The organism is Pseudomonas sp. UV AK001, from assembly GCF_046097675.1.
GTDB lineage: Bacteria > Pseudomonadota > Gammaproteobacteria > Pseudomonadales > Pseudomonadaceae > Aquipseudomonas > Aquipseudomonas kribbensis.
Map to the genome: position 1 here is coordinate 292,175 of NZ_JBJUVZ010000007.1, position 22,632 is coordinate 314,806.

18 protein-coding genes, 6 tRNA genes and 1 pseudogene are annotated in these 22,632 nt (G+C 60.6%); 11 read left to right on the plus strand and 14 right to left on the minus strand.

The annotated features are described in order from the left end of the window. Positions 1 to 238: 238 nt before the first annotated feature. A complete protein-coding gene (locus ACKLNA_RS20340) occupies positions 239 to 2,686 on the plus strand; it encodes an acyl-CoA dehydrogenase (RefSeq protein ID WP_408986891.1) in 2,448 nt (815 codons plus the stop codon). Positions 2,687 to 2,760: 74 nt separating this feature from the next. Continuing rightward, positions 2,761 to 3,168, plus strand: coding sequence for a PA2817 family protein (locus ACKLNA_RS20345; RefSeq protein WP_007950758.1), 408 nt, complete (start codon positions 2,761 to 2,763; stop codon positions 3,166 to 3,168). A gap of 62 nt (positions 3,169 to 3,230) precedes the next feature. Here the strand turns inward: ACKLNA_RS20345 and ACKLNA_RS20350 are convergent, their stop codons facing one another. Beyond that, on the minus strand, positions 3,231 to 4,226 hold the full coding sequence (locus ACKLNA_RS20350) for a LysR family transcriptional regulator (RefSeq protein WP_408986892.1): 996 nt from the start codon (positions 4,224 to 4,226) through the stop codon (positions 3,231 to 3,233). Positions 4,227 to 4,316: 90 nt separating this feature from the next. Here ACKLNA_RS20350 and ACKLNA_RS20355 point away from each other — a divergent pair, with 90 nt between their 5' ends. From ACKLNA_RS20355 to ACKLNA_RS20370, 4 genes are all read left to right on the plus strand, one after another. Then, positions 4,317 to 4,943: an alanyl-tRNA editing protein gene (locus ACKLNA_RS20355; protein WP_408986893.1), complete on the plus strand. Its 627-nt coding sequence runs from the start codon at positions 4,317 to 4,319 to the stop codon at positions 4,941 to 4,943. A 90-nt stretch (positions 4,944 to 5,033) separates the two neighbouring features. After that, complete coding sequence (locus ACKLNA_RS20360) at positions 5,034 to 5,804, plus strand: 2OG-Fe(II) oxygenase (protein ID WP_085710954.1); 771 nt, start codon at positions 5,034 to 5,036, stop codon at positions 5,802 to 5,804. Position 5,805: 1 nt separating this feature from the next. After that, complete coding sequence (locus ACKLNA_RS20365; protein WP_408986894.1) at positions 5,806 to 6,444, plus strand: LysE family translocator; 639 nt, start codon at positions 5,806 to 5,808, stop codon at positions 6,442 to 6,444. 195 nt (positions 6,445 to 6,639) lie between these two features. After that, a complete protein-coding gene (locus ACKLNA_RS20370) occupies positions 6,640 to 8,379 on the plus strand; it encodes a dipeptidase (RefSeq protein WP_408986895.1) in 1,740 nt (579 codons plus the stop codon). 125 nt (positions 8,380 to 8,504) lie between these two features. Here ACKLNA_RS20370 and ACKLNA_RS20375 read toward each other — a convergent pair. From ACKLNA_RS20375 to ACKLNA_RS20400, 6 genes are all read right to left on the minus strand, one after another. After that, positions 8,505 to 8,580 (minus strand) — tRNA-Gly (locus ACKLNA_RS20375). 2 nt (positions 8,581 to 8,582) lie between these two features. Then, positions 8,583 to 8,658: transfer RNA gene (locus ACKLNA_RS20380), tRNA-Glu, on the minus strand. Between the two features lie 58 nt (positions 8,659 to 8,716). After that, positions 8,717 to 8,792, minus strand: a tRNA-Gly gene (locus ACKLNA_RS20385). Positions 8,793 to 8,795: 3 nt separating this feature from the next. Then, positions 8,796 to 8,871 (minus strand) — tRNA-Glu (locus ACKLNA_RS20390). A 104-nt stretch (positions 8,872 to 8,975) separates the two neighbouring features. Continuing rightward, a tRNA-Gly gene (locus ACKLNA_RS20395) sits at positions 8,976 to 9,051 on the minus strand. Between the two features lie 2 nt (positions 9,052 to 9,053). Then, positions 9,054 to 9,129, minus strand: a tRNA-Glu gene (locus ACKLNA_RS20400). A gap of 387 nt (positions 9,130 to 9,516) precedes the next feature. Here ACKLNA_RS20400 and ACKLNA_RS20405 point away from each other — a divergent pair. After that, positions 9,517 to 10,275 (plus strand): hypothetical protein, encoded by a 759-nt coding sequence (locus ACKLNA_RS20405; protein ID WP_065261849.1) that lies wholly within the window; start codon positions 9,517 to 9,519, stop codon positions 10,273 to 10,275. A gap of 579 nt (positions 10,276 to 10,854) precedes the next feature. On the opposite strand, the gene ACKLNA_RS20410 is transcribed toward ACKLNA_RS20405, so the two are convergent. The 4 genes and pseudogenes from ACKLNA_RS20410 to ACKLNA_RS20425 form a co-directional block, all read right to left on the minus strand. Continuing rightward, positions 10,855 to 11,736, minus strand: a complete 882-nt coding sequence (locus ACKLNA_RS20410; RefSeq protein ID WP_371320994.1) for a methyl-accepting chemotaxis protein — start codon at positions 11,734 to 11,736, stop codon at positions 10,855 to 10,857. Positions 11,737 to 11,763: 27 nt separating this feature from the next. Then, a pseudogene (locus ACKLNA_RS20415) lies at positions 11,764 to 12,816 on the minus strand (methyl-accepting chemotaxis protein); the annotation flags it as partial. A 108-nt stretch (positions 12,817 to 12,924) separates the two neighbouring features. After that, positions 12,925 to 14,310, minus strand: coding sequence for a PLP-dependent aminotransferase family protein (locus ACKLNA_RS20420; RefSeq protein ID WP_408986896.1), 1,386 nt, complete (start codon positions 14,308 to 14,310; stop codon positions 12,925 to 12,927). A gap of 192 nt (positions 14,311 to 14,502) precedes the next feature. After that, positions 14,503 to 15,264 (minus strand): SDR family oxidoreductase, encoded by a 762-nt coding sequence (locus ACKLNA_RS20425; RefSeq protein WP_260520574.1) that lies wholly within the window; start codon positions 15,262 to 15,264, stop codon positions 14,503 to 14,505. A 227-nt stretch (positions 15,265 to 15,491) separates the two neighbouring features. On the opposite strand from ACKLNA_RS20425, the gene ACKLNA_RS20430 reads away from it, so the two are divergent. Continuing rightward, positions 15,492 to 16,496 (plus strand): NADP-dependent oxidoreductase, encoded by a 1,005-nt coding sequence (locus ACKLNA_RS20430; protein ID WP_408986897.1) that lies wholly within the window; start codon positions 15,492 to 15,494, stop codon positions 16,494 to 16,496. Positions 16,497 to 16,560: 64 nt separating this feature from the next. On the opposite strand, the gene pyrF is transcribed toward ACKLNA_RS20430, so the two are convergent. After that, complete coding sequence (pyrF, locus tag ACKLNA_RS20435; RefSeq protein WP_162803507.1) at positions 16,561 to 17,259, minus strand: orotidine-5'-phosphate decarboxylase; 699 nt, start codon at positions 17,257 to 17,259, stop codon at positions 16,561 to 16,563. 283 nt (positions 17,260 to 17,542) lie between these two features. Here pyrF and ACKLNA_RS20440 point away from each other — a divergent pair, with 283 nt between their 5' ends. From ACKLNA_RS20440 to xopAW, 3 genes are all read left to right on the plus strand, one after another. Beyond that, on the plus strand, positions 17,543 to 18,304 hold the full coding sequence (locus tag ACKLNA_RS20440) for a response regulator (protein WP_371320993.1): 762 nt from the start codon (positions 17,543 to 17,545) through the stop codon (positions 18,302 to 18,304). After that, positions 18,304 to 19,353 (plus strand): HAMP domain-containing sensor histidine kinase, encoded by a 1,050-nt coding sequence (locus ACKLNA_RS20445; RefSeq protein WP_248740101.1) that lies wholly within the window; start codon positions 18,304 to 18,306, stop codon positions 19,351 to 19,353. The genes ACKLNA_RS20440 and ACKLNA_RS20445 overlap by 1 nt, the downstream gene beginning before the upstream one ends. A gap of 109 nt (positions 19,354 to 19,462) precedes the next feature. Beyond that, positions 19,463 to 20,335, plus strand: coding sequence for a XopAW family type III secretion system calcium-binding effector (gene xopAW / locus ACKLNA_RS20450; RefSeq protein ID WP_408986898.1), 873 nt, complete (start codon positions 19,463 to 19,465; stop codon positions 20,333 to 20,335). A gap of 351 nt (positions 20,336 to 20,686) precedes the next feature. On the opposite strand, the gene ACKLNA_RS20455 is transcribed toward xopAW, so the two are convergent. Next, entirely contained in the window at positions 20,687 to 21,739 is a 1,053-nt protein-coding gene (locus ACKLNA_RS20455) for an AI-2E family transporter (RefSeq protein ID WP_085710965.1), read from the minus strand. 69 nt (positions 21,740 to 21,808) lie between these two features. Next, positions 21,809 to 22,615: a DUF4892 domain-containing protein gene (locus tag ACKLNA_RS20460; protein ID WP_408986899.1), complete on the minus strand. Its 807-nt coding sequence runs from the start codon at positions 22,613 to 22,615 to the stop codon at positions 21,809 to 21,811. Positions 22,616 to 22,632: the final 17 nt, after the last annotated feature.

Sequence of the window (22,632 nt, forward strand, 5' to 3'; positions counted from 1 at the left end):
CTCCTGGGTGAACCCGGAGTCTAGCGAGAGGATCAGCACAGAGATAACGACGTTTCGGCCAAACATGGACGCAAAGCCGCGGAGTCTGCGAACGATTTCCTACGCGTGTTGCCCACCGAAACTACAAAAGCCATCCAGGGTTTCCCACGATTCAGATCAGCTTGCTCTGACCGCCCCGTTTTGCAGATGCCGTCTAAGCTCTGGAGGGTCGTTCGCCCTGGTTCACGGAGGATTGAATATGCTGTTGTTGTGGATACTGGTTCTGATCGTCGGCGTGGCGTATCTGGCCCACCGGCGCATCGCCCCGCTGCCGGCACTGGGCATCGTTGCCGCTTACCTGTTGGCGATGGGGATTTTCAGCCACGCACCGGGCTGGTTGCTACTGATCTTCTGGGTCGTACTGGCCATCGTCGCGGCTCCGTTGCTGCTGCCGGATCTGCGCCGCAAACACTTCAGCGCGCCGCTGTTCAGCTGGTTCCAGAAAACCCTGCCGCCAATGTCGCAGACCGAGCGCGATGCGATCGATGCAGGCACGGTGTGGTGGGACGGCGAGCTGTTCAACGGCCGTCCGGACTGGGAAAAACTGCTGTCCTACCCCAAGGCGCAACTGAGCGACGAGGAACAGGCCTTCATCGACGGCCCGACCGAAGAACTCTGCGCGATGGTCACCGACTGGCAGATCGGCCAGTCGATGGACTTGCCACCCGAAGCCTGGACCCACATCAAGGAACACGGTTTCTTCGCCCTGATCATTCCCAAGGAATTCGGCGGCAAGGGCTTCTCCGCCCACGCCCACTCCCAGGTGGCGATGAAACTGGCAACCCGCAGCGGCGACCTCGCCTCCACCGTGATGGTGCCCAACTCCCTCGGCCCGGCCGAACTGCTGCTGCATTACGGCACCGACGAACAGCGCAATCATTACCTGCCACGACTGGCCCGGGGCGACGACATTCCGTGCTTCGCGCTGACCGGCCCGCTCGCTGGTTCCGACGCCGGCGCCATGCCCGACACAGGGATCATCTGCAAGGGTGAATGGGAAGGCCAGGAAACCCTCGGCCTGCGCCTGAACTGGGAAAAACGCTACATCACCCTCGGCCCGGTCGCGACCCTGCTCGGCCTCGCCTTCAAGGCCTATGACCCGGATCACCTGCTGGGCGACAAGGAAGACCTGGGCATCAGCCTCGCACTGATCCCTACCGATACTCCCGGCGTGGAAATCGGCCGTCGCCACCTGCCGTTGGGCGCCGCGTTCATGAACGGCCCGAACTCCGGCAAGGACGTGTTCATCCCGCTGGACTTCCTCATCGGCGGCCAGGACATGCTCGGCAAGGGCTGGATGATGCTGATGAACTGCCTGTCCGTCGGGCGTTCGATTTCCCTGCCGGCAGTAGGCACCGGCGCGGCCAAGTTCACCAGTCTGGTAACCGGCCAGTACGCGCAGATCCGTGAACAGTTCAACGTTCCACTATCGGCATTCGAAGGCATCCAGGAAGCCATGGCCCGCATCGGCGGCAACGCGTGGATGATGGACGCCGCCCGGATGCTGACCGCCAACGCGGTGGATCTGGGCGAGAAGCCCTCGGTGCTCTCGGCGATCCTCAAGTATCACCTCACCGAACGCGGCCGCGAGTGCATCAGCCACGCCATGGATGTGCATGGCGGCAAGGCGATCATCATGGGCCCGAACAACTACTTGGGCCGCAGTTGGAATGGCGCGCCGATCTTCATCACCGTGGAAGGCGCGAACATTCTTTCGCGCAACCTGATGATCTTCGGCCAGGGCGCGATCCGCTGCCATCCGTTCGTCCTCAAGGAAATGGCCCTCGCCGGACGCGAGGACAAGGATCAGGCACTCAAGGAGTTCGATGGCCTGCTGCTCAAGCACATCGGATTTGCCGTGAGCAACGCCGCCAGCACGCTGGTGCTGAACCTTGGTTTCGGCCATTTCGAACATGCGCCGGGCGACAAGCTCAGCCAGGCTTACTTCCGCGCGCTCAACCGGCAGGCTGCCGCGTTTGCCATGCTGGCAGACCTGAGCATGATGCTGCTGGGCGGCGAACTGAAACGCCGCGAGCGGCTGTCGGCCCGTTTGGGCGATGTGCTGAGCAACCTGTATCTCGCCTCCGCAGCGCTCAAGCGTTATCACGACCTCGATTCCCCGGCGTACATGGAACCGCTGTTCAGATGGGCCATGGAGGAAAGCCTCGGTCAGTCGGAAAAAGCGCTGGACGAACTGCTGACCAACTTCCCGAACCGGGTTTTCGGCTGCCTGTTGCGGGTGATCGTGTTCCCGTTCGGTCGTCGTCACAAAGGCCCGTCGGACAGACTCGGTGCCGAAGTGGCGGCGGTCATCTGTCGGGCCAAGGGCGATCCGGCGCTGGAAGAACTGCTTGCCGGATGCTATCGCCCGCAATCGGCGGACGATGCGGTCGGCGCACTGCAACACGCCTGCGATCAGTTGAACGCAGCGCAATCCTTGCACAAAAAGCTGCATACATCGCTCAAAAGTGGCCAGGTCAAACCGGTCGCCGGCGAACACGCCATCGATGCGGCGCTGGAAGCCGGGGTGTTGCAGGCGGTGGAAGCCCAGACCCTGCGCGATGCCGAAGCCGCGCGGCGCAAGGTGATTGATGTCGATGACTTCGACAAAGAGGAGCTGAAACAGGCGGAAGGCAAAATCCGCTGATCCCTTCAATCAGTGAAAAACGGGCGCAGGGGCTTTATACTCCCGCGCCCGTTTTGCTCTTGAGGACTTATCTCGTGTCCAACGTCGTTGCCGATCATCTGGTTTTGCTCGACCACCTGCGCAGTATCCTGGTCGCCGTAGGTGAGGCCGATCAGGTTCCCGAAGAAAGCCATGCCCTGTTCCTGGAGCGTTTCGACGAACTGCTGGCGTCACTGCCGATCGAGCCGATCGAAAGCCAATACCTGGGCCAGGACATCCTGACTCAAGTGATTACCCGTTACCCGCAAATTGCCCACCTGATCCCGCGGGATCTGCTGTGGTTCTTCGCCGGCGACTGCCTGCATTACCTGTCCGATGAAGAAATCGACATGTATCAGGCACTGGAAGAACGTCGCTACGAAGCTGAACAGAACGACGAACCGTTCGACTGGAATCAGGAAAAACAACTGCTGGCGATGTCCGCCCAGGACAGCAAGCACTGATTTTCGCCAGACAATGAAAAGGCCCGCATGGTGATCCATGCGGGCCTTTTTTTGCGTCGCCGTTACAGCAGCCCTTCCCCCTCCGGCAATTCGTACTCGGCCAGCGATTTTGCAGCATTGGGTTTACCCGGCTTGCTCAATGTCGGCTCTTTCTCCAGGCACTCCACCAGATAGTCGATGAACACCCGCAACTTCGGTGGCAGATAGCGCGTTGGCGAATGCAGCAACCACAGTCCGCCGTGGTAGGACGCCAGGAATGTCCAGTCCGGCAGAACCTGCACGACCAGCCCCTGCTCCAGGGCATAGCGAGCCGTGAAATACGGCAGGCTGCCGATACCAATGTGCTGCAACACAGCGCCCAGGCGCACGCCGGTGTGATTGGCGGCATACCGGCCACGCACGCCGACCGTCACTGCTTTGCTGCCCTTCTTGAATTTCCAGCGCGCATCGCTGGGGGTTTCGCCCAGGTAGATGCAGCTGTGATTGAGCAAGTCATGTGGATGCGTAGGCGTGCCATGCTCGGCCAGGTATTGCGGCGTTGCACAGAGCAAATGGTCGATGGTCAGCAACTGCCGGCCAACCAGCCCCGCCGGCGGCCTATCCGTGATGCGAATCGCCAGATCGACATGATCGTCGATCAGGTCCACTTGCCGGTCTTCCAGCAGCAACTCCACATCAACCTTCGGATAACGGCGCAGAAATTCCGGCATATGCGGATGAATCACAAAGCGCCCGACCGCTTTCGGCACGCTGACCCGTACCAGGCCTTCGGCTTCGTGGGTGAACTGACCGCTGATTTCCATCACCGACCGGGCCGCGCTGACCATTTCCTGACAGCGCTTGAACACTTCTTCCCCGCCATCGCTCAAGCGCAATTTGCGCGTGGTGCGCTGCAGCAGCCGCGTGGCCAACGCCTTTTCCAGCCGGGAAATACTGCGGCTCACCGCCGAGGGTGACGAGCCCAATTGACGAGCGGCCTCGGAGAAGCTGCCGGTCTCCACGACCTTGACGAAAATCGCCATTTCACCGAGCAACGGCAGAGGAAGATTTATGCTCACAGCGCAACAGTCCTTTGATGTTTGAACGGATTATCACGTTATTGCACGATTCATATAATTAAAAAAGAAACTTTAATAAGGGCATGGAATATGACGCTTCGCCTCTTTTTCCATAGTGATGACCTCAAGGCCAATGTGGAAGTCCTCGACTGCACGCCCCAAGAGAACGAATTCGCTGTGGTGCTGCGCGCCACTCTGTTTCACCCGCAAGGTGGCGGGCAGCCTTGCGATACGGGCTGGATCGGCGACAGCCAGGTCTTGCGTGTCGTACAGGAACCGGACCGGATCATTCATTTCGTCGACCAGCCGGTGCCACTGGGCATGACCCAGATCCGCATCGATGAAGAGCGTCGCCGCTTCAACACCCGCATGCATTCCGCCGGGCATTTGATCGGCCACTTTGTCCAGGCCATGGGCTGGATGCCGATCAAGGCACACCACTGGCCGGACGAAGGCCGGGTGCAATTCAAGCCCGGGGATTGTGCTCAGGAAGTCGATGCGCAAACCGTTCAATACGGCATCGGGCAATGGATCGAACACGACCTGCCCCGCCTGACGTCCCTGCGCGAAGGCGCGCGGGAAATCGGCTTCGGTGAACTGCCAGCCTACGGCTGCGGTGGCACCCATGTACGCAGCCTGAAGGATCTGGGCACAGTCACGATCGCGTCCCTTTCGCAGAAGAAGGGCACGCTGTCCGTCCACTACAACGTGGATTGAGGATTTCGGACGCTGCCGGTTGCAGCGTCCGACGCCGGGGGAACCGCATTCGCCGGTTCCGTTGACTACTCGTTAGATGGACCTGAAACCATGATGCTTGACGTCGAGCGTCTCGATGAGACGTGCATAAAAAAACTGGCCAACGAAGAAGTCCTCGCTATCCGTGTCAAAGGCTTTTTGCCTGAAGACCAGGCGATCCGGATTGGCGACAAGATCCTCGAGCCCGGCTTCGAGGGTTACATCAACGCTCCCAGCATTGGCCGCATCGGCATGGCGTTCTACGAGGCGGAAAACCAGCCGTTGCTGATCGAGGATTACTTCGAACGCGCCACCGGCAACATTGCCGAACTGCGCAATCGCTGCGCGCCCTACTCCTCGCCGATCGATACCCTGCGCTGCATGCTCGACGAATCCTGGCCGGCAGGCGCCCATCTGGAAAACCTGTACGGACGCAAGATGTATGTCGGTCTGTCACGGGTAGTCAAACCCGGCGTCTGCTTCCTCGCCCACCACGACATCTTCGCCAAGGACGCGCCGGAGAGTTTCCAGGCCCGAAGCCTGGAGGCGCAATTCGCCTGCAACGTCTACCTGAACATGCCGACCGAGGGCGGCGCGTTGCAGATGTGGGAAGACGACATTTCACCGGACCGCTTCGACGAAATGCGCGGCGACAGCTACGGCATCGACCCGGCACTGCTCGGCCCACCCGCCCTTGAAGTCCGCCCGGAACCGGGGGATTTCATCATGTTCAATTCGCGTCGCATGCACTCGGTAACGCCGGGCGTGGCAGATCCGCGCTTGAGCCTTTCGTTTTTTGTCGGCTATCGCGGCAATGCATCACCCCTGACTTTCTGGAGCTGAAATGACATCGAATTACCTGGGCGAGTTTCTGGCGCTGGCCACCATCCACTTTCTCGCCGTGGTCGCTCCCGGCCCGGACTTCGCCGTGACCATTCGCCAGAGTGTGCGTTTCGGGCGGCTGGTCGGCATCTGCACGGCACTGGGCATCGGCGCGGGAATTTCCGTGCACGTGCTGTATACCCTGCTCGGCGTCGGCGCCTTGATGCACACCACGCCGTGGCTGCTGACGGTGGCCAAGGTCGTGGGCGGCGCTTACATTTTCTACCTCGGTATCTGCCTGATCCGCAGCGAACCCAAGACCACGCTGGAAGGTGAAAAGACCAGCGATGAACCGCTGGTCGAGCAATCGCTGTTCAAGGCGTTTTCCACCGGTTTCCTGACCAACGCCACCAACCCCAAGGCCACGCTGTTTTTCCTGGCGATCTTCACCACGATCATCAGCGCCAGCACGCCGCTGGAAATCCAGGCCCTGTACGGACTGTGGATGTGCAGCGTGAACGCGTTGTGGTTCGTGATTGTTGCGTTGTTCTTTTCGAGCAGCAAAGTGCGGCTGTTGTTCATGCGCATGGGCCATTGGTTCGAGCGCAGCATGGGGGTGATTTTGATCCTGTTTGCCGGGCGACTGGTGTTGTCGATGTAAACATGCTGATCGGAGAAGCCCGTTCCAGACAGATTGGACGGGCTTTTTCGATTCTGCGCCGCTTTTGCATTTCTGTGCGACGCGTCCCACTTCGGGGGCTCCCCTATCACTCGCTTGCAGTGTTAGTTTGCGAAACCGTCTGACGCATCGATCAGACACTTCCTACTCACTGCCTGCAAAGGAATGCCCTTAGCAATGGATTTTTCACTCAAGCAACTGGCCGCGTCGACCCTGATTCTGGCCAGTCTTTCGTCCGTGACACTGCCCGCCCACGCCAACATCACACCGCAGCAAAGCGCGACCATCCTCAAGACATTCAGCGATGCCAAGGTCAGCGATTTCCGCCAGTTCCTCGGCGAAGTGGCCAAGAGCGACCTGAGCAAGACCGACAACCTGCGCCCTTCCATCAGCGCGTTTCTCGACAACAAGACACTGACTGCCGAGCAGCAAAACGAAATCTATCGCCTGCTCGGCCTCTATACCCGGGCGAAATACGGTAAGGCCGCACTCGAAACCCTGCGCGAACTGGTGGAGATCCCGACTGATCGCAAAGAGGGTGTTGCCCAGCACGAGAATCCTGAATTCATCAAGATCGCCGCCAAGATCAAGGACCTGGCCGAGTCCTTTGGTTTGAACTACCGAAACATCGACAACCGCGTCTACGAAATTTCTCTCGATGGCAGCGGTAAGGAAGTCGTGGGCATTCACGCGCACGCCGATGTCGTACCCGTGACACCGGAAAACTGGGTGCTGAAGGACGGCACCAAACTCGACCCGTTCAAGGTCACGCTGATCGGCGACCGCATGTACGGCCGTGGCACCGAGGACGACAAGAACGGGATCGTGGTGACGCTGTATGCGATGAAGGTGATCAAGGAAGAAAAGCTGCCGCTGGCCCGCAATTTCAAACTGCTGGTGGACACCACCGAAGAAACTACTGGCGACGCGATTCCTTACTACTTCGAACGCAACCCGACGCCCGAATACAACCTGGCGCTGGATGGCGGCTACCCGGTGGTGATCGCCGAGAAAGGCTACGGCACGGTCATGGCCAAATTTGCCAAGCGCAAGGCCGAGGGCAAAGGCGCGGAGCTGATCTCGATGACCGGCGGCATGGCAACCAACCAGATTCCATCGGTTTCGGTCGTGACTCTGGTGACAGACAAGCCTGCCGAGCTGGCCGCCAGTCTGCAAAAGGCCGGTAACGAATACGCCAAACAACATGGCGGCGATTTCGAAGTGAATGCCAAGGTCGATGGCAAGGACGTGAAACTTAGCGTAACCGGCGTTTCCGCGCATTCGTCCGAACCGGAATCCGGCGTCAACCCGGTCGCCCGCATGCTGGACTTCATCCACAGTGTGGATGGCAAGATCGCGCTTAAACACAACCACATCACCGATGCCGCCCGTTACGCCGCCGACAACTGGGGCCTGGACTACAAGGGTGGCAAGCTGGGCGTCGGTTTCGCCGATGACTTCATGGGCCCGCTGACCACCTCGCTGACCTATGTCGGGATGGACGACAAGACCTTCAAACTCGCGGTCAACCTGCGTGTGCCAAAGGGCAAGTCGCCGGAAGTGCTCAAGAGCGAAATCGCCGACAAACTGGCGGCCTGGAGCAAGAAAACCCGCGTCGCGGTCAACTTCGATTATTCGATCGCCGAGCCGATGTACCGCAACCCTGAAGGCGAGTGGGTCAAGGCGCTGCTGGCCGTGTCCACCGAAAACCTGGGCATGAAACACGAGTTCGGCACCTCTGCCGGCGCCACCTCGGTGCATGAACTGCCTAACGGTGTGCAATTCGGCCTGGCCCGACCTGAGGTCAAATACACCGGTCACACCGACGGCGAGTTCAAGACGGTTGACCAGTTCCTGCTGGACCTGCAGATCGTCACCGAAATGATGGGGCGCATCGGGCAACTGCCGAAGCTCTGATCGCGACACCGGCCCGCCAAGGTGGCGGGCCCACAAAAAAGGACCGTGAGGTCCTTTTTTGTTGCGCGACAAATAATGCACAAACAAAAACGCCGCTCATCACTGAGCGGCGTTTTTGTTGAATATGGAGCGGGAAACGAGACTCGAACTCGCGACCCCGACCTTGGCAAGGTCGTGCTCTACCAACTGAGCTATTCCCGCAATGGCGTCCCCTAGGGGACTCGAACCCCTGTTACCGCCGTGAAAGGGCGGTGTCCTAGGCCACTAGACGAAGGGGACAGGCTACAACTTTCACTAATAAAAACGCCGCTCATTGCGGAGCGGCGCTTCTTGAATTTGGAGCGGGAAACGAGACTCGAACTCGCGACCCCGACCTTGGCAAGGTCGTGCTCTACCAACTGAGCTATTCCCGCAAATGGCGTCCCCTAGGGGACTCGAACCCCTGTTACCGCCGTGAAAGGGCGGTGTCCTAGGCCACTAGACGAAGGGGACACGCTACCCGGAACACATGGTGTGTGTTTCGGTGTCCAGATCCGCATCCGAAGACTTGGCTCTGGTTTCACTCAGCACCGCCCGAAGGCACTGCCGTTTAAAATTGGAGCGGGAAACGAGACTCGAACTCGCGACCCCGACCTTGGCAAGGTCGTGCTCTACCAACTGAGCTATTCCCGCATTGGCGTCCCCTAGGGGACTCGAACCCCTGTTACCGCCGTGAAAGGGCGGTGTCCTAGGCCACTAGACGAAGGGGACACACTACAACATTCACTCCCTGCCGCGTTTCGCTGTGTGCTTTACGCTGCAAGTGGCGCGCATTCTATGGATGGATTGGAAGGTCGTCAACCCCCTGATATAAATTTATTTAAATCAATGACTTCGCCCTGCTTTACGAGCCGATTCGGACTTTTCCGTCGCCCGACGATTGACGCCTATATTCCGACACTCGCCAAGGCGTTATAGTCCACGGCACAGGTGATGGCAATCTGTACCCCAAGGGCCAGCATTTATATAAGCAGGCTTGCGGCCGATACAGATGAAGCTTCGCTGATCCAACCCGTCGAGCGGCGCTAGGCTCCCATATGCCGAGCTACTACACTCGCACGCGAACCCTATTAAGAGGTCTTACCGGTGACACCACTCATGATCACCCTGCTAGTCATAGCCGGGATCGCAATCTTGATCGCCATTGGCTACATGAACCATGTGGTGGAAAACACCAAACTGGAGAAGGCCCGCACCAAGGTCGAACTCAACGACCGCCTGCGCCGTTGCGGCGAACTGACCGAAACCTTCCCCGGCCAGTTCATGACCCCGGCCCTCAAGCTGTTGATGACCCGCCTGGAACTGAACGTCTGCCAGCGCCTGCTGAATCTGGAAAAAACCAGCGCCACCACCAAGGCCCGCATCACCGAACTGAGCGCCCTCGTCGCCCAGGGCGAATCGATCCCGGTCAACAACCCGCCGGCGCCGATCCAGACCGAAGCCAAGGCCAAAGACGTGCGCTTCCTGCTCGAAGCCCTCCACGGCCAGATCACCCGCGCCGCCCAGGACGGTTTCCTGCCACCGAACGAAGCCAAGCACTGGATCCGCGAAGTGCGCCATATCCTGGTGCTGCTGCACATCGAGTTCTTCAACAACCTCGGCCAGCACGCCCTGCAACAAAACCAGCCTGGCCAGGCCCGCCTCGCCTTCGAACGCGGCGTGCAATACCTGCGCAAACAGCAGGACCCGCAGATCTACGCCGAACAGCTCCAATACCTGGAAAAACTCCTAGCCCGCGCCAACGCCCAGGTCATGGACAAAATCGCCCCGGTCGAAGGCGAAGAAAACCAGCTGACTGCCGGCCTCAAGGATGTCGAGGCTGATGCGGACTGGAAGAAGAAAGTGATTTACGACTGAGTGCTGATGTTGAGAGAAGCCACCGAGAGGTGGCTTTTTTATTGGCTGCTGGAAAGATCAAAATCAAAAGCGCCCTCACCCCAGCCCTCTCCCGGCGGGAGAGGGAGCCGACCGAGTTGATTGGGAGAAGTACGCCGACGTGAAATACCGAATCGCACTCGGGTTTTAAAAAGCATTCAACTCGACTCCTGCTTTGGCTTTGGCTTTCACCACTCAACACGATGAGCGTTAGCTCGAGTACCGCTTTTGACGTACCGGCCCCATCGGAAGGCTGAGTGGAGGGATTCATTCGGGGGTAGGCGCGCAGCGCCGTTCGACGAAGTCGAACACATCGAGAGGAGGTGCAGCGAAGCAAACCGGAGGCGATGCCCCCCGGATGAATCCCGGAACGAAGGAACACCGAGCCAAAGCGAGGTGCCGAACGCAGGGGCCTAGACCTTTTGGTTCCTTTTGGGGCGTTTGCCAAAAGGGACTCGCCGTAAGGGCGAAACCGCCAGCCGCAACACCCAAAAAAACGGATATTCACCCAAAACAACCCAAAACCTGGTCGGCCCAAAGGCCGCCAAGGTCAAACCCAAATCAAAGCCTGAAGTGCCCCACCATCCCCCGCAACTCACTCCCCAACTGCGCCAGCTCAACACTCGAAGCCGCATTCCCGCGCATCGCAATCGACGACTGATCCGCACTCGCCCGAATACTGGTCACACTGCGATTGATCTCCTCGGCCACCGAACTCTGCTCCTCGGCCGCCGCTGCAATCTGCTGATTCATCTGCTGAATCAACGAAACCGCCGCCGCAATACTCCCCAGCGCACTTTCAGTCTGCAATGCGTCGCTCACCGCCAGCTTCACCAGCTCGCCACTGCTCTGAATCTGCTGCACCGACGAGTGCGCCGCCGAGCGCAAGGCACTGACCAGCCGCTCGATCTCTTCAGTCGACTGCTGCGTACGCCGGGCCAGCGCCCGCACCTCGTCGGCAACCACAGCAAAGCCCCTGCCCTGCTCGCCCGCCCGCGCCGCTTCGATCGCGGCGTTGAGTGCCAGCAGATTGGTCTGCTCGGCGACGCTTTTGATGACTTCGAGCACCGTGCCAATGTTCTGGATTTCTGCGCTCAGGCTTTCGATGCTCGAACTGGCCGACGTCGCCGAATCCGCCAGTTGCTCGATCCGCGCCATGCTCTGGCGCACCACCTGCTGACCGCTCTCGACCTTGTCGTCGGCGGTCTGCGCCGCCAGTGCGGCCTCTTCGGCATTGCGCGCCACATCATGGACGGTGGCGGTCATCTGGTTCATCGCCGTGGCAACCTGCTCGGTTTCCTCTTTTTGGCTGCTGACTTCAAGGTTGGTCTGCTCGGTCACCGCCGACAGTGATTGCGCGGAGCTGGCCAACTGTTCAATGCCAGCCTGCAACCCGCTGACAATGCTGCTGAGGCCCGCTCCCATCTGCTGCATGGACTGCATCAACTGGCCGATCTCGTCTCGACGAGTCACTTCCACCGTTGCACTCAAGTCACCGGCGGCGATCCGCTGAGCGACAAGCATCACGCTGCGCAACGGCGCGACGATCAACCGCGTGATCACCCAGGCCGCAATCAGCCCGACCAGCAATGCCAGCGCCGACGAGCCGATGATCAGCACCGAGTTCTTCTTCAACTCCCCCTGCATCGCGACGTCCTGAGCGACATAGGCCTGATCGACCCGTTCCACCACCTGAGCGGCACGCTGATGCAGTTGCTCGTAGACGGTTTTTTCCTGAGCCAGAAGCCCGGTGTACTCGGCGAGCTTGTCATTGAAACCGGCGATGTGCCCTGACACCTCATTAAGAACCGTCAGATAACCTTCGTCCTTGACCGTGGATTTCAGTTGTTCGGCTTGCGTCTGGGCCTGTGCGGCCTGTTCGATGTTGCCCTTGGCGCTGTCGTCGCCCTTGCGACTCTGATCCAGACGCACCCGCGCTTCGTTCATGGCTTGCAGCATCAGGCGCGAAACCTGGCTGACCTGACTGGCCTGCTCGATGAACTGCGCTCCGTCCTTGCCCTCGCTGTCTTTCAGCGTGTAGGCGCCGTCATCGGCAAGCCCGGCCTGCAGGACGTCGAGGTTGTTGGCGACACTGGACACCGACCAACTGGCCATTTCCAGCGCCAGATCCTTGGCCTGGGTCAGCGACACGAACTCATCGAACGCCTTGCGATAAGCGCCCAGCGACTGCTGGACGTCGCTCATGACCGACTCATTGCCCGGCGATTGAGCCTTGAGCTGATCGGCCATGGCGATCAGGCCATCCACACCCTCGTGCAAGGCATCGGCGGTTTTCGGATTGCCATGCAGGGCGTAATCCTGCTCCAGCAGGCGCACTTTCAGCAGGCCACTGTTGAGCGAGGACATCTGTTTTAGCCCGTCGAAGCGCTGACTGATGGTCTGCAGGGACCAGACGCCGATGGCCGCCACCAAGGCAGTCAACAGCAATACCAGCACAAACCCGATACCCAGTTTTTTCGCCATACCGAGGTTGGCAAAACGTCCTTGCACGGCCGAAATCATTGCGCGTAGTCCCCTGCCAAAGTCTGTTGCCGAAGAGTCGCAACGGCCATGAACCAGCACAAGACTCTGGCGTCGGAATAATGGCAAAAAGCTAGGCCTGCGTCGTTTTCAGAACATTTGAGGTCGATCCACGGCCGTACTGCGAAAGAACTGCCGCGCCCTCGGATCGCACGCATAGGCCACATTGATCCGCTGCCAGTCACTGGTTTCGCCACTGGGACTGAAGGAAGAAGCGCATGACAATTGCACACCATGACGCAAGGCCTGCCTGCGCAGGTGTTCATCATTCGCCAGCGGCGAACGGGCCCAGATGAACAGGCCGCCGGTGGGTTTGCCGAACACCTCCCAATCGGCATCCTCCAGCGCCTGCAGGGCCGCCGCGCGATCGATATTGAGCCGCTGGCGCTGGCGCTGCACCAGTTTGCGATACGCACCGCTGGCCAGCAGCGCCGCCAGAACGGCCTCGCTGAACCTTGAAGTGCCCATGCAACTGATCATCTTGACCCGCGCCAGTTGCTCGATCACCTCGTGGCCGGCCAACACGAAGCCTGCCCGCAACGAGCTGCTCAGCGTCTTGGAAAAACTGCCGACGTAAATCACCCGTCCGTCTTCATCCAGCGCCGCCAGCCGCGCACCATTGCCGTTATGCAGATCGGCGTAGACGTCATCTTCGATCAGCCGCAGGTCGTAGGTTTTGCTCAATTGCAGAATGCGCCGCGCCACTGTTGGCGCCAGGCAGCTCCCCGTGGGATTGTGATGGTGACTGTTGATGAACAGCGCCACCGGCCGGAACTGCTGCAACAATGCCTCAAGCTCCTCAACGTCCGGCCCGCCAGGTGTGCGACGAACTTCCAGCATGCGCACGCCGTGCAACCGCAAGAGATCGAACAGCGGCGCATGACCCGGCGTCTCCACCACCACACAATCCCCCGCTCGAAACAGCGTACGCACGATCAGATCAAGCCCGTGGCTGGCGCCGGCCGTTGTCAGCACACAACTCTCATCGGCGGTGATATCGAGCATCCCGAGCCGTTTGACAATCTGTTCGCGCAACGCAGGGAGCCCCAGGGGCGTGTTGTAGTTGAACAGGCTGGCCATGTCGGTGCGGGCCACCTGACGGATCGCGTAGGCAAGATCATCGGGTTCTCGCCAGCTCTCGGGTAAAACCCCGTCGCCCAGTTTCAACCCGCCGCGCCATTGCGGATCCGTATCACAGCCATGGCGCTCGCCCTCAAAGGCTTTGCAACATTTCGGCAATGTGCTCGCGACCATGAACCCCGACCCTTGCCGCGAGGCCAGAACGCCCTGTGCCACCAGACGTTCGCAAGCCTCCATGACGTACGACTGGCTGAGCAGATTCAATCGCGCAATCTGTCGAATGGATGGCAGGCGCGTGGCAGGCGGCACCTGTTCCTGCACGATCCACTCGATCAATCCGTCAACAATCTGCTGTACGACCGGCACCATTGCCTGTCGGTCAATTCTCAATTCCATGAGTGCACAAACTCCTGTCCGTTTTGCCCGCAGCAGTAAATCACAGCCGCGCCGGTCAGGCTGTGCGACAACGCCGTCAAAAGCCACAGTTCTAACTATTTGAAACACATTGTTTATCAATGACATGGAACCTGGCACAGACGAAAAAACCCGCTGGCAGGCGGGTCTTTTCCTGCATCGACAGATGCCTTTTCAGAACGCGGTCACGCCTCCGTCCACGGCCAGCGAATGGCCAGTGGTGAACGCTGCGCCATCGCTGCACAAGTACAGCACCGCGCTGGCAATTTCCTCGACCTTGCCGATGCGACCCACCGGGTGCATGGCATTGGCGAATTCGCCCTTCTTCGGGTCGGCCTCGTAGGCGCGACGGAACATGTCGGTATCGATCACAGCCGGGCAAACCGCGTTGACGCGGATTTTCTTCTTGGCGTACTCGATGGCGGCAGACTTGGTCAGACCGATCACCGCATGCTTGGAGGCGGCGTAGATGCTCATCTTCGGCGCAGCACCCAGCCCGGCCACCGACGCGGTATTGACGATCGCCCCGCCGCCCTGGGCCAGCAGCAACGGCAACTGGTACTTCATGCACAGCCAGACGCCCTTGACATTGACGCCCATGATCGCATCGAACTCATCCATCGAGCCTTCGGCCAGTTTGCCCTTCTCGATTTCGATCCCGGCGTTGTTGAAGGCATAGTCGAGACGGCCGTAGGTCTTGATCACCTCGTCCATCAGATTTTTCACATCGCTTTCGACGGTAACGTTGCAACGTACGAAGGTCGCTTCACCTCCGGCTGTACGAATCAGCGCCACGGTGCCCTCGCCCCCGGCCGCATCCAGATCGGCGACCACCACTTTCAGACCTTCGGCAGCAAACGCCTGGGCGGTCGCCCGGCCAATACCATTGGCTGCGCCCGTGACGACGGCGACCTGACCGGAAAACGTCATGCTCATTGTTATGTCCTCGAATGCGGGGGATTGATGAAGGCAGCATAGCCACAGGGGCGTGAGTGACGTCAGCACTATCAAAAGGCCGGTTAGGCTTTCATGAATCACAGTGATGAAACCCCGACGTGCACTATCACCGTACTGGATCAGCCTGCATTCGCCCCGTGAGCCAACCTTGCGGCATCGCGCATGAAGGTCTATCAACAAGGCTTCATTCAATTCGAGTGCCTGTCATGACCAACCAGACCAATCGCCAGTTCCTGCTCGCCAAACGCCCTGTGGGCGCCGCCACCCGAGAGACCTTCACCTATCAGGAAGTACCGGTCGGCGAACCGGCGGCGGGGCAGATTCTGGTCAAGAACGAATACCTGTCCCTCGACCCGGCCATGCGCGGCTGGATGAATGAGGGCAAGTCCTACATCCCGCCGGTGGGTCTGGGCGAAGTCATGCGCGCGCTGGGCGTGGGCAAAGTCGTCGCGTCGAATAACCCAGGATTTGCCGTCGGTGACTACGTCAACGGTGCCATTGGCGTGCAGGATTACTTCCTCGGCGAGCCAAGAGGTTTCTACAAGGTCGATCCGAACCTGGCACCGCTGCCGGTTTATCTGTCTGCATTGGGCATGACCGGCATGACCGCCTACTTCGCCCTGCTCGATGTCGGCGCACCGAAGGCCGGCGATACCGTGGTGTTGTCCGGTGCGGCAGGCGCGGTCGGCAGCATCGCCGGACAGATCGCCAGGATCAAAGGCTGCCGGGTGGTCGGTATTGCCGGCGGCGCGGACAAGTGCAAGTTCCTCATCGATGAACTGGGCTTCGACGGCACCATCGACTACAAGAACGAAGACGTGTTGGCCGGTCTTAAACGCGAATGCCCGAAAGGCGTGGACGTGTATTTCGACAACGTCGGCGGCGACATCCTCGACGCGGTTCTGAGCCGCCTGAACTTCAAGGCCCGCGTCGTGATCTGCGGCGCCATCAGCCAGTACAACAATAAAGAGGCGGTCAAAGGCCCGGCCAATTACCTGTCGCTGCTGGTCAACCGTGCGCGGATGGAAGGCTTCGTGGTGATGGACTACGCGGCGCAATACGCCAGCGCCGCTCAGGAGATGGCCGGCTGGATGGCCAAGGGGCAGCTCAAGAGCAAGGAAGACATCGTCGAAGGCCTGGAAACCTTCCCGGAAACTCTGGGCAAACTGTTCAGCGGCGAGAACTTCGGCAAACTGGTGTTGAAGGTCTGAAAACAAATCTGAAAACAACGAAGGGAGCCATCAGGCTCCCTTCTTTGCATCTTCAGCTGTTCGGTCAGGCCAGTTCGGCAACCACCGCAGCCAGGGCCTTGGCCGGATCCGCCGCCTGGCTGATCGGACGGCCGATCACCAGATAATCGGAACCGGCATCCAGCGCCTGACGCGGGGTCAGGATGCGACGCTGGTCGTCCTGGGCGCTGCCGGCCGGACGAATGCCCGGCGTAACCAACTGCAGCGACGGATGCGCGGTTTTCAGCGCCGTGGCTTCCAGCGCCGAGCACACCAGACCGTCCATCCCGGCCTTTTCGGCCAGCGCTGCCAGGCGCAGTACCTGCTCCTGCGGCTCGATGTCCAGACCGATACCCGCCAGATCCTCACGCTCCATGCTGGTCAGCACGGTTACGCCGATCAGCAGTGGTTGCGGACCGCTGCGCTTGTCCAGCTCTTCACGGCAGGCCGCCATCATGCGCAGGCCACCGGAGCAGTGAACGTTGACCATCCACACGCCCATCTCGGCAGCGGCCTTGACCGCCATCGCCGTGGTGTTGGGAATGTCGTGGAATTTCAGGTCGAGGAACACCTCGAAACCCTTGTCGCGCAGAGTGCCGACGATTTCCGAGGCACAGCTGGTGAACAGTTCCTTGCCCACTTTGACCCGGCACAGCTTCGGGTCCAACTGGTCGGCCAGCTTCAGTGCGGCGTCACGGGTGGGGAAATCCAGGGCGACGATGATAGGAGTCTGGCAGGCGGACATGGGTGGGCTCTCAGGCAAGTCGAAATCGGCGCGCATTGTAGCGGAACCGGCGGCGGCGCGGCACCCGATGATCGGTAAATCGTCGCGCCGGACGTGATCAGCATAGCCTTGCAGGGTATTGTGTCGAAGCCGATACACAACCGACACGCCGACAACATGCGTCCGCGCTAGCCTCGCCAGCCGCAACATGTCCTTACAGCAGCCCTTCCCGCCTCACGGCCGGACGCCTATGCTGAAACCACAACCTCGCAGCCTATCTTTGTGGTTGGCGGCTTACTGGCAGATGAACAGCCTCATGCACAACTCCCAAGTCTCCGTGAATGAAGAGCAGAAAGACGACAAGCGCTGGAGCATCCGCGCCCTGATCGTCGACGATGACGTGCCGATCCGCGAACTGATGATCGACTACCTGGCCCGTTTCAACATTCACGCCAGCGGTGTCACCGACGGCGCAGCCATGCGCCAGGCGATGCAGGCCGAGCATTTCGACGTGGTGGTGCTCGACCTGATGCTGCCCGGCGAGGACGGTCTGTCGCTGTGCCGCTGGCTGCGCGCGGAGTCGGACATCCCGATCCTGATGCTCACTGCCCGTTGCGAACCCACCGACCGCATCATTGGCCTGGAACTGGGTGCCGATGACTACATGGCCAAACCGTTCGAACCCCGGGAGCTGGTGGCGCGGATCCAGACGATTCTGCGCCGGGTGCGCGACGACCGCACCGAACAGCGTGCGAACATTCGCTTCGACAATTGGCGCCTGAACAGCGTCCTGCGCCAGTTGATCGCCGACGATGGCCTGGTGGTGCCGCTTTCCAACGCCGAATTCCGCCTGCTCTGGGTGTTCATCGAACGGCCGCGCCGGGTGCTCAGCCGCGAACAGTTGCTGGACGCCGCCCGTGGGCGCTCGATCGAAGCCTTCGACCGCAGCATCGACCTGCTGGTCTCGCGCCTGCGGCAAAAACTTGGCGACGACCCGAAAGCTCCGCAACTGATCAAGACCGTACGCGGTGAGGGTTACCTGTTCGACGCACGGGACATCGGCTGATGCGGGGGCGCTTCGACACGCTGTTCGGCCGCCTGTTCGGCGTGCTGTTCGTGGCGATCGTCCTGGCGCACCTGCTGGCTTTCGCCTGGTTCCACCATTACGGCCCGCCTCCGCCCCCTCCGCCGCCGGAATTTTCCCAGGGCGTCGAAGGACAACGTCCGCCGCCGGATCCGCGCTTCGCCCATCGACCGCCGCGCCCCTGGTTCGGCGGGCCGCTGGTGCCACTGACCTTTCAGTTCATCTCGCTGATGATCGCTGCCTGGTACGGCGCCAAACTCCTGAGCCGCCCGATCCAGCGCCTGAGCGACGCCGCCGAACGCCTCAGCGAAAACCTCGACAGCCCGCCGCTGGAAGAGTCCGGCCCGCGAGAGGCCCGGCAGGCGGCCCATACCTTCAACCTGATGCAGCAGCGGATTCGCGAACAGGTTCAACAACGCGCGCGCATGCTCGGTGCAGTGTCCCATGACCTGCGCACGCCACTGTCGCGGCTCAAGCTGCGCCTGGAAAAGATCGACGACGACAAACTCCAGGGCCAGATGCGTCAGGACCTGAACGACATGATCGGCATGCTCGACGCCACCCTCACCTACCTGCACGAACAACGCACCAGCGAAGCGCTGCAGATGATGGACGTGCAGGCGCTGGTCGAATCTCTGTGCGAAAACGCCCAGGATCAGGGCGCCGACGTGCAGGTCAGCGGCCATTGCGCACCCCTGGCGGTTCAGCCAATGGCCCTGCGTTCGTGCATCAACAACCTGATGGACAACGCCTTGCGCTACGCCGGGCAAGCACATATCGAACTGCAGGATCAGCGCGAACACCTGCTGATCCGCGTCATCGACCACGGCCCGGGCATCGCCGCGGACAAACGCGAAGCCGTGTTCGAGCCGTTTTTCCGCCTGGAAGGCTCACGCAACCGCAACTCCGGCGGCGTCGGCCTTGGCATGACCATCGCCCGGGAAGCCGCGCAACGCCAGGGTGGTCAGTTGAACCTCGAAGAGACGCCTGGCGGCGGCCTCACCGCCGTGATTCGCCTGCCACGCCTGTAAGCCCGACTGTGTACCGTCCGGTACAAAACCCACATACCTGCGACACCTCACGCCTTGAGTCTGCAAGCGCCGGTTCATGAACCGGTTTTCCATTACAAGGAGTGAGCCCATGATCGGTAGCGTCAGCAACTACACGAGCTATACCAGCACCAGCAGCACTTCCACACAAAACGCCCGCAGCCAGCAACTGCAAAAGGAACTGTTCGCCAAACTCGACAGCAACGGCGACGGCGCGGTGGATCAGGACGAACTGAACAGCGCCCTGTCGCAAAAATCCAACGATGGTTTGCTGGTCAACCTGAGCAAACAATTCGGCGACCTGGACAGCGACAGCAACGGCAGCCTCAGCGCCGAAGAAATGGCCGCCATGGCCCCACCGCCACCACCCGACCACAACCAGGCCCCCAACACCGACCTGGCCGACGCCCTGATCAAAGCCCTCGACACCGACGGCGACGGCGCCATCAGCAGCGACGAACTCAGCAGCGGCCTGACCAGCGCCGGCAGCACCGCCGACAGCAGCAAAATCTTCTCCGCCCTGGACAAGAACAAGGACGGCGTCGTCAGCCAGGACGAACTCACCGCCAGCCTCACCCCGCCACCACCGCCGCCAACCCAGGTTTCCAGTGACGAACTGTTCAGCCAGCTCGACGCGGACGGCGACGGCAATGTGACGGCGACCGAGTTGAACAGTGCGCTGCTGGCCAGCGACAGCACCTCATCCTCCAACAACGACACCAGCGCGGCGCTGCTCAAAGTGCTGGATAGCGACAGCAGTGGTGGCGTGAGCAGTGGTGGCGTGAGCAGTGATGAGTTGAAAGCCGCGTTACAGGCGGGACGCCAGCGTCCGAGCGTTGAACAGACCGCCGGCACTACTCAAGCCACGACCGAATCGTTGAACCGGATGATTGCCAATCTGAGCAAGCAGTATTCGCTCGATAGTGCGGCGTCGGTGGGCAAGTATTTGAATGTGGCGACTTGAGGTACATACAAAAACAGGATGAGCGTTAGCTCGACAACGCTTTTGATCTTGATCCACCCGCCCCTTCGGAAGGCTGAGTGGAGGTGTTCATCCGGGGATTGGCACGTAGTGCCGTGCGGCGAAGCCGAACTCATCGACGAAGTCGATGCCCCCGGAGGGACACCGGAGCGAAGGAACCCGAGCCTGCGAGGGCCGAACGCCGGGGCGAGCGTTTTTTGCTTACTTTTTTAGGCGCTTGTAAAAAAGTGAGTCGCCGTAAGGGCGAAACCATAAGCCGCCGTTACCGAAGAAACGGATATGTACACAGTAGACCCGGAGCCTGGCCGGCCCGAAGGCCGCCAAGGCTAACCTTCAACGCCGATCCTCAACCCGAACCTGACTCTTGCTCCAATCCGTCAACAAACTATAGGCAACAGCCAAAAGCGTAGGCCCGATAAACAACCCGATAAACCCGAACGCAATCAACCCGCCAAACACCCCGAGCAACACAATCACCAGCGGCAGATTCCCGCCACGGCTGATCAGGTATGGCTTGAGCACGTTGTCCACGCCACTGATGATGAACGTCCCCCAGATCCCGAGAAACACCGCCATCCCGTACTCGCCCTTCCAGGCCAGCCACGCCGTAGCCGGAATCCACACCAGCGGCGGCCCCATCGGAATCAGGCTGAGCAGGAACGTCACGATCCCCAGCACCAGCGCCCCCGGCACCCCGGCAATCAGGAACCCGATCAGCGCCAGAATCGCCTGCGCCGCCGCCGTACCGATCACCCCGTTCACCACCCGCTGCACCGTACCGGCCACCAGTTCGATGTAATACCCGGCACGGTCGCCGATCAAGCGCTCCAGCAGGCTGTGCACGAACGCCGCCAGCCGCGGCCCGTCACGGTAGAAAAAGAACACGAAGACAATGCTCAGGGTCAGCTCGAGAATCCCGCCGCCAATCTGCGCACTGCGCGCCAGCAGCCAGTTGCCCACCTGCCCCAGATAAGGCTTGAGCGACACCATCAGCGCCGCCCCCTGCTGATCGACACTGTTCCAGAACCCGACCAGCCGCTCCCCCACCAGCGGAATCGTGCCGAGCCAGGCCGGCGCTTCCGGCAGGCCGTCGACCTGCACATCCTTGATGAACACCGTGGCATCGCGCACGTGATCGGCCAGGTTGAACCCCAGCCAGACCAGCGGTGCCGCCACCAGCAGCATCCAGCCCAGGGTCAGGATACTTGCCGCCAGTGATTCGCGGCCGCCGAGCCAGCGCGTCAGCAGGCGCATCAACGGCCAACTGGCAAACGCCAGCACCGCGCCCCAGAACAGCGCCGACCAGAACGGTGCCATCACCCAGAAACTGGCGCCGAACAACACCAGCAGCAGGATCTGCACCAGCAGACGATCATTATTGGGCATGTGAAATCTCGAAAAAGTCAGTCAGGCAAAGAGTAGGCGAACACGTCGGGCGTGTCCGCCGCAGACACCTTATCGCAACAGATCGATGCGCAGGCCGACACCTTCGACATTGCCGGTTTCCATGCGTGCCGCGCGCACCCCCTGCGCAATCAGTGCCTGACGCCAGGCTTCGGCCTTGAGCCCGGAAACCGTGACCCGCAACGTCGTGTCGAGGTTCAGGCCACGGGACAGCAGACGCAGCCAGGTGTCATCCGGATCGCCGCTCAGTTTCGGTAATTTCAGCTCGCCGGTGTCTTTCAACTGGCGCAACAGGGTCGCCGATGTCGGCAGCAGCTCCCCCAACGGCGTGGCGGCCTCGAATTGCTCGACATGCAGATAGGCTTTGCGATTGCCGCGAGTGATGCTGTACAGCGCCACCAGCGTGTTGTCTCGAGGTGCCGCCAGCCTCAGCAACAGATAGGCCTGTTGCTCGTCGGCACCGTACAGCTTGGCATTGCCGAACACTTCGTTGGCCCACAGGCTGCTTTCGCCGCAATCCCTGGCCTGACACCAGAACAACAGCTCGGCGTCCTGTTTTTGCAGGGCCTCGCGGGCGACGGTGAAGGCTTCATTGGCGGAATGTTCCGGCGGCAATTCGTAGGTGACCGAGGTGGTCTGCCCACGGGCGCCGACCTGGCCGTCGAAACGCAGCTGGCCGCTGATCTTGCGGATCGAGCCCATCGGGTAGATTCGCTCCAGCGTCGCGGCCGGACGATAGTCGACGATCTGCGCATCGGCCAGACGCGGCACGATCGGCAGATCCTGACTGCCCGGCAGGTCGGCAGCGAATAAAAAGGGACTGAAACAGCACAGCGCCAGCAGACTGATAGATCGCATGGACAGGCTCATCGAAG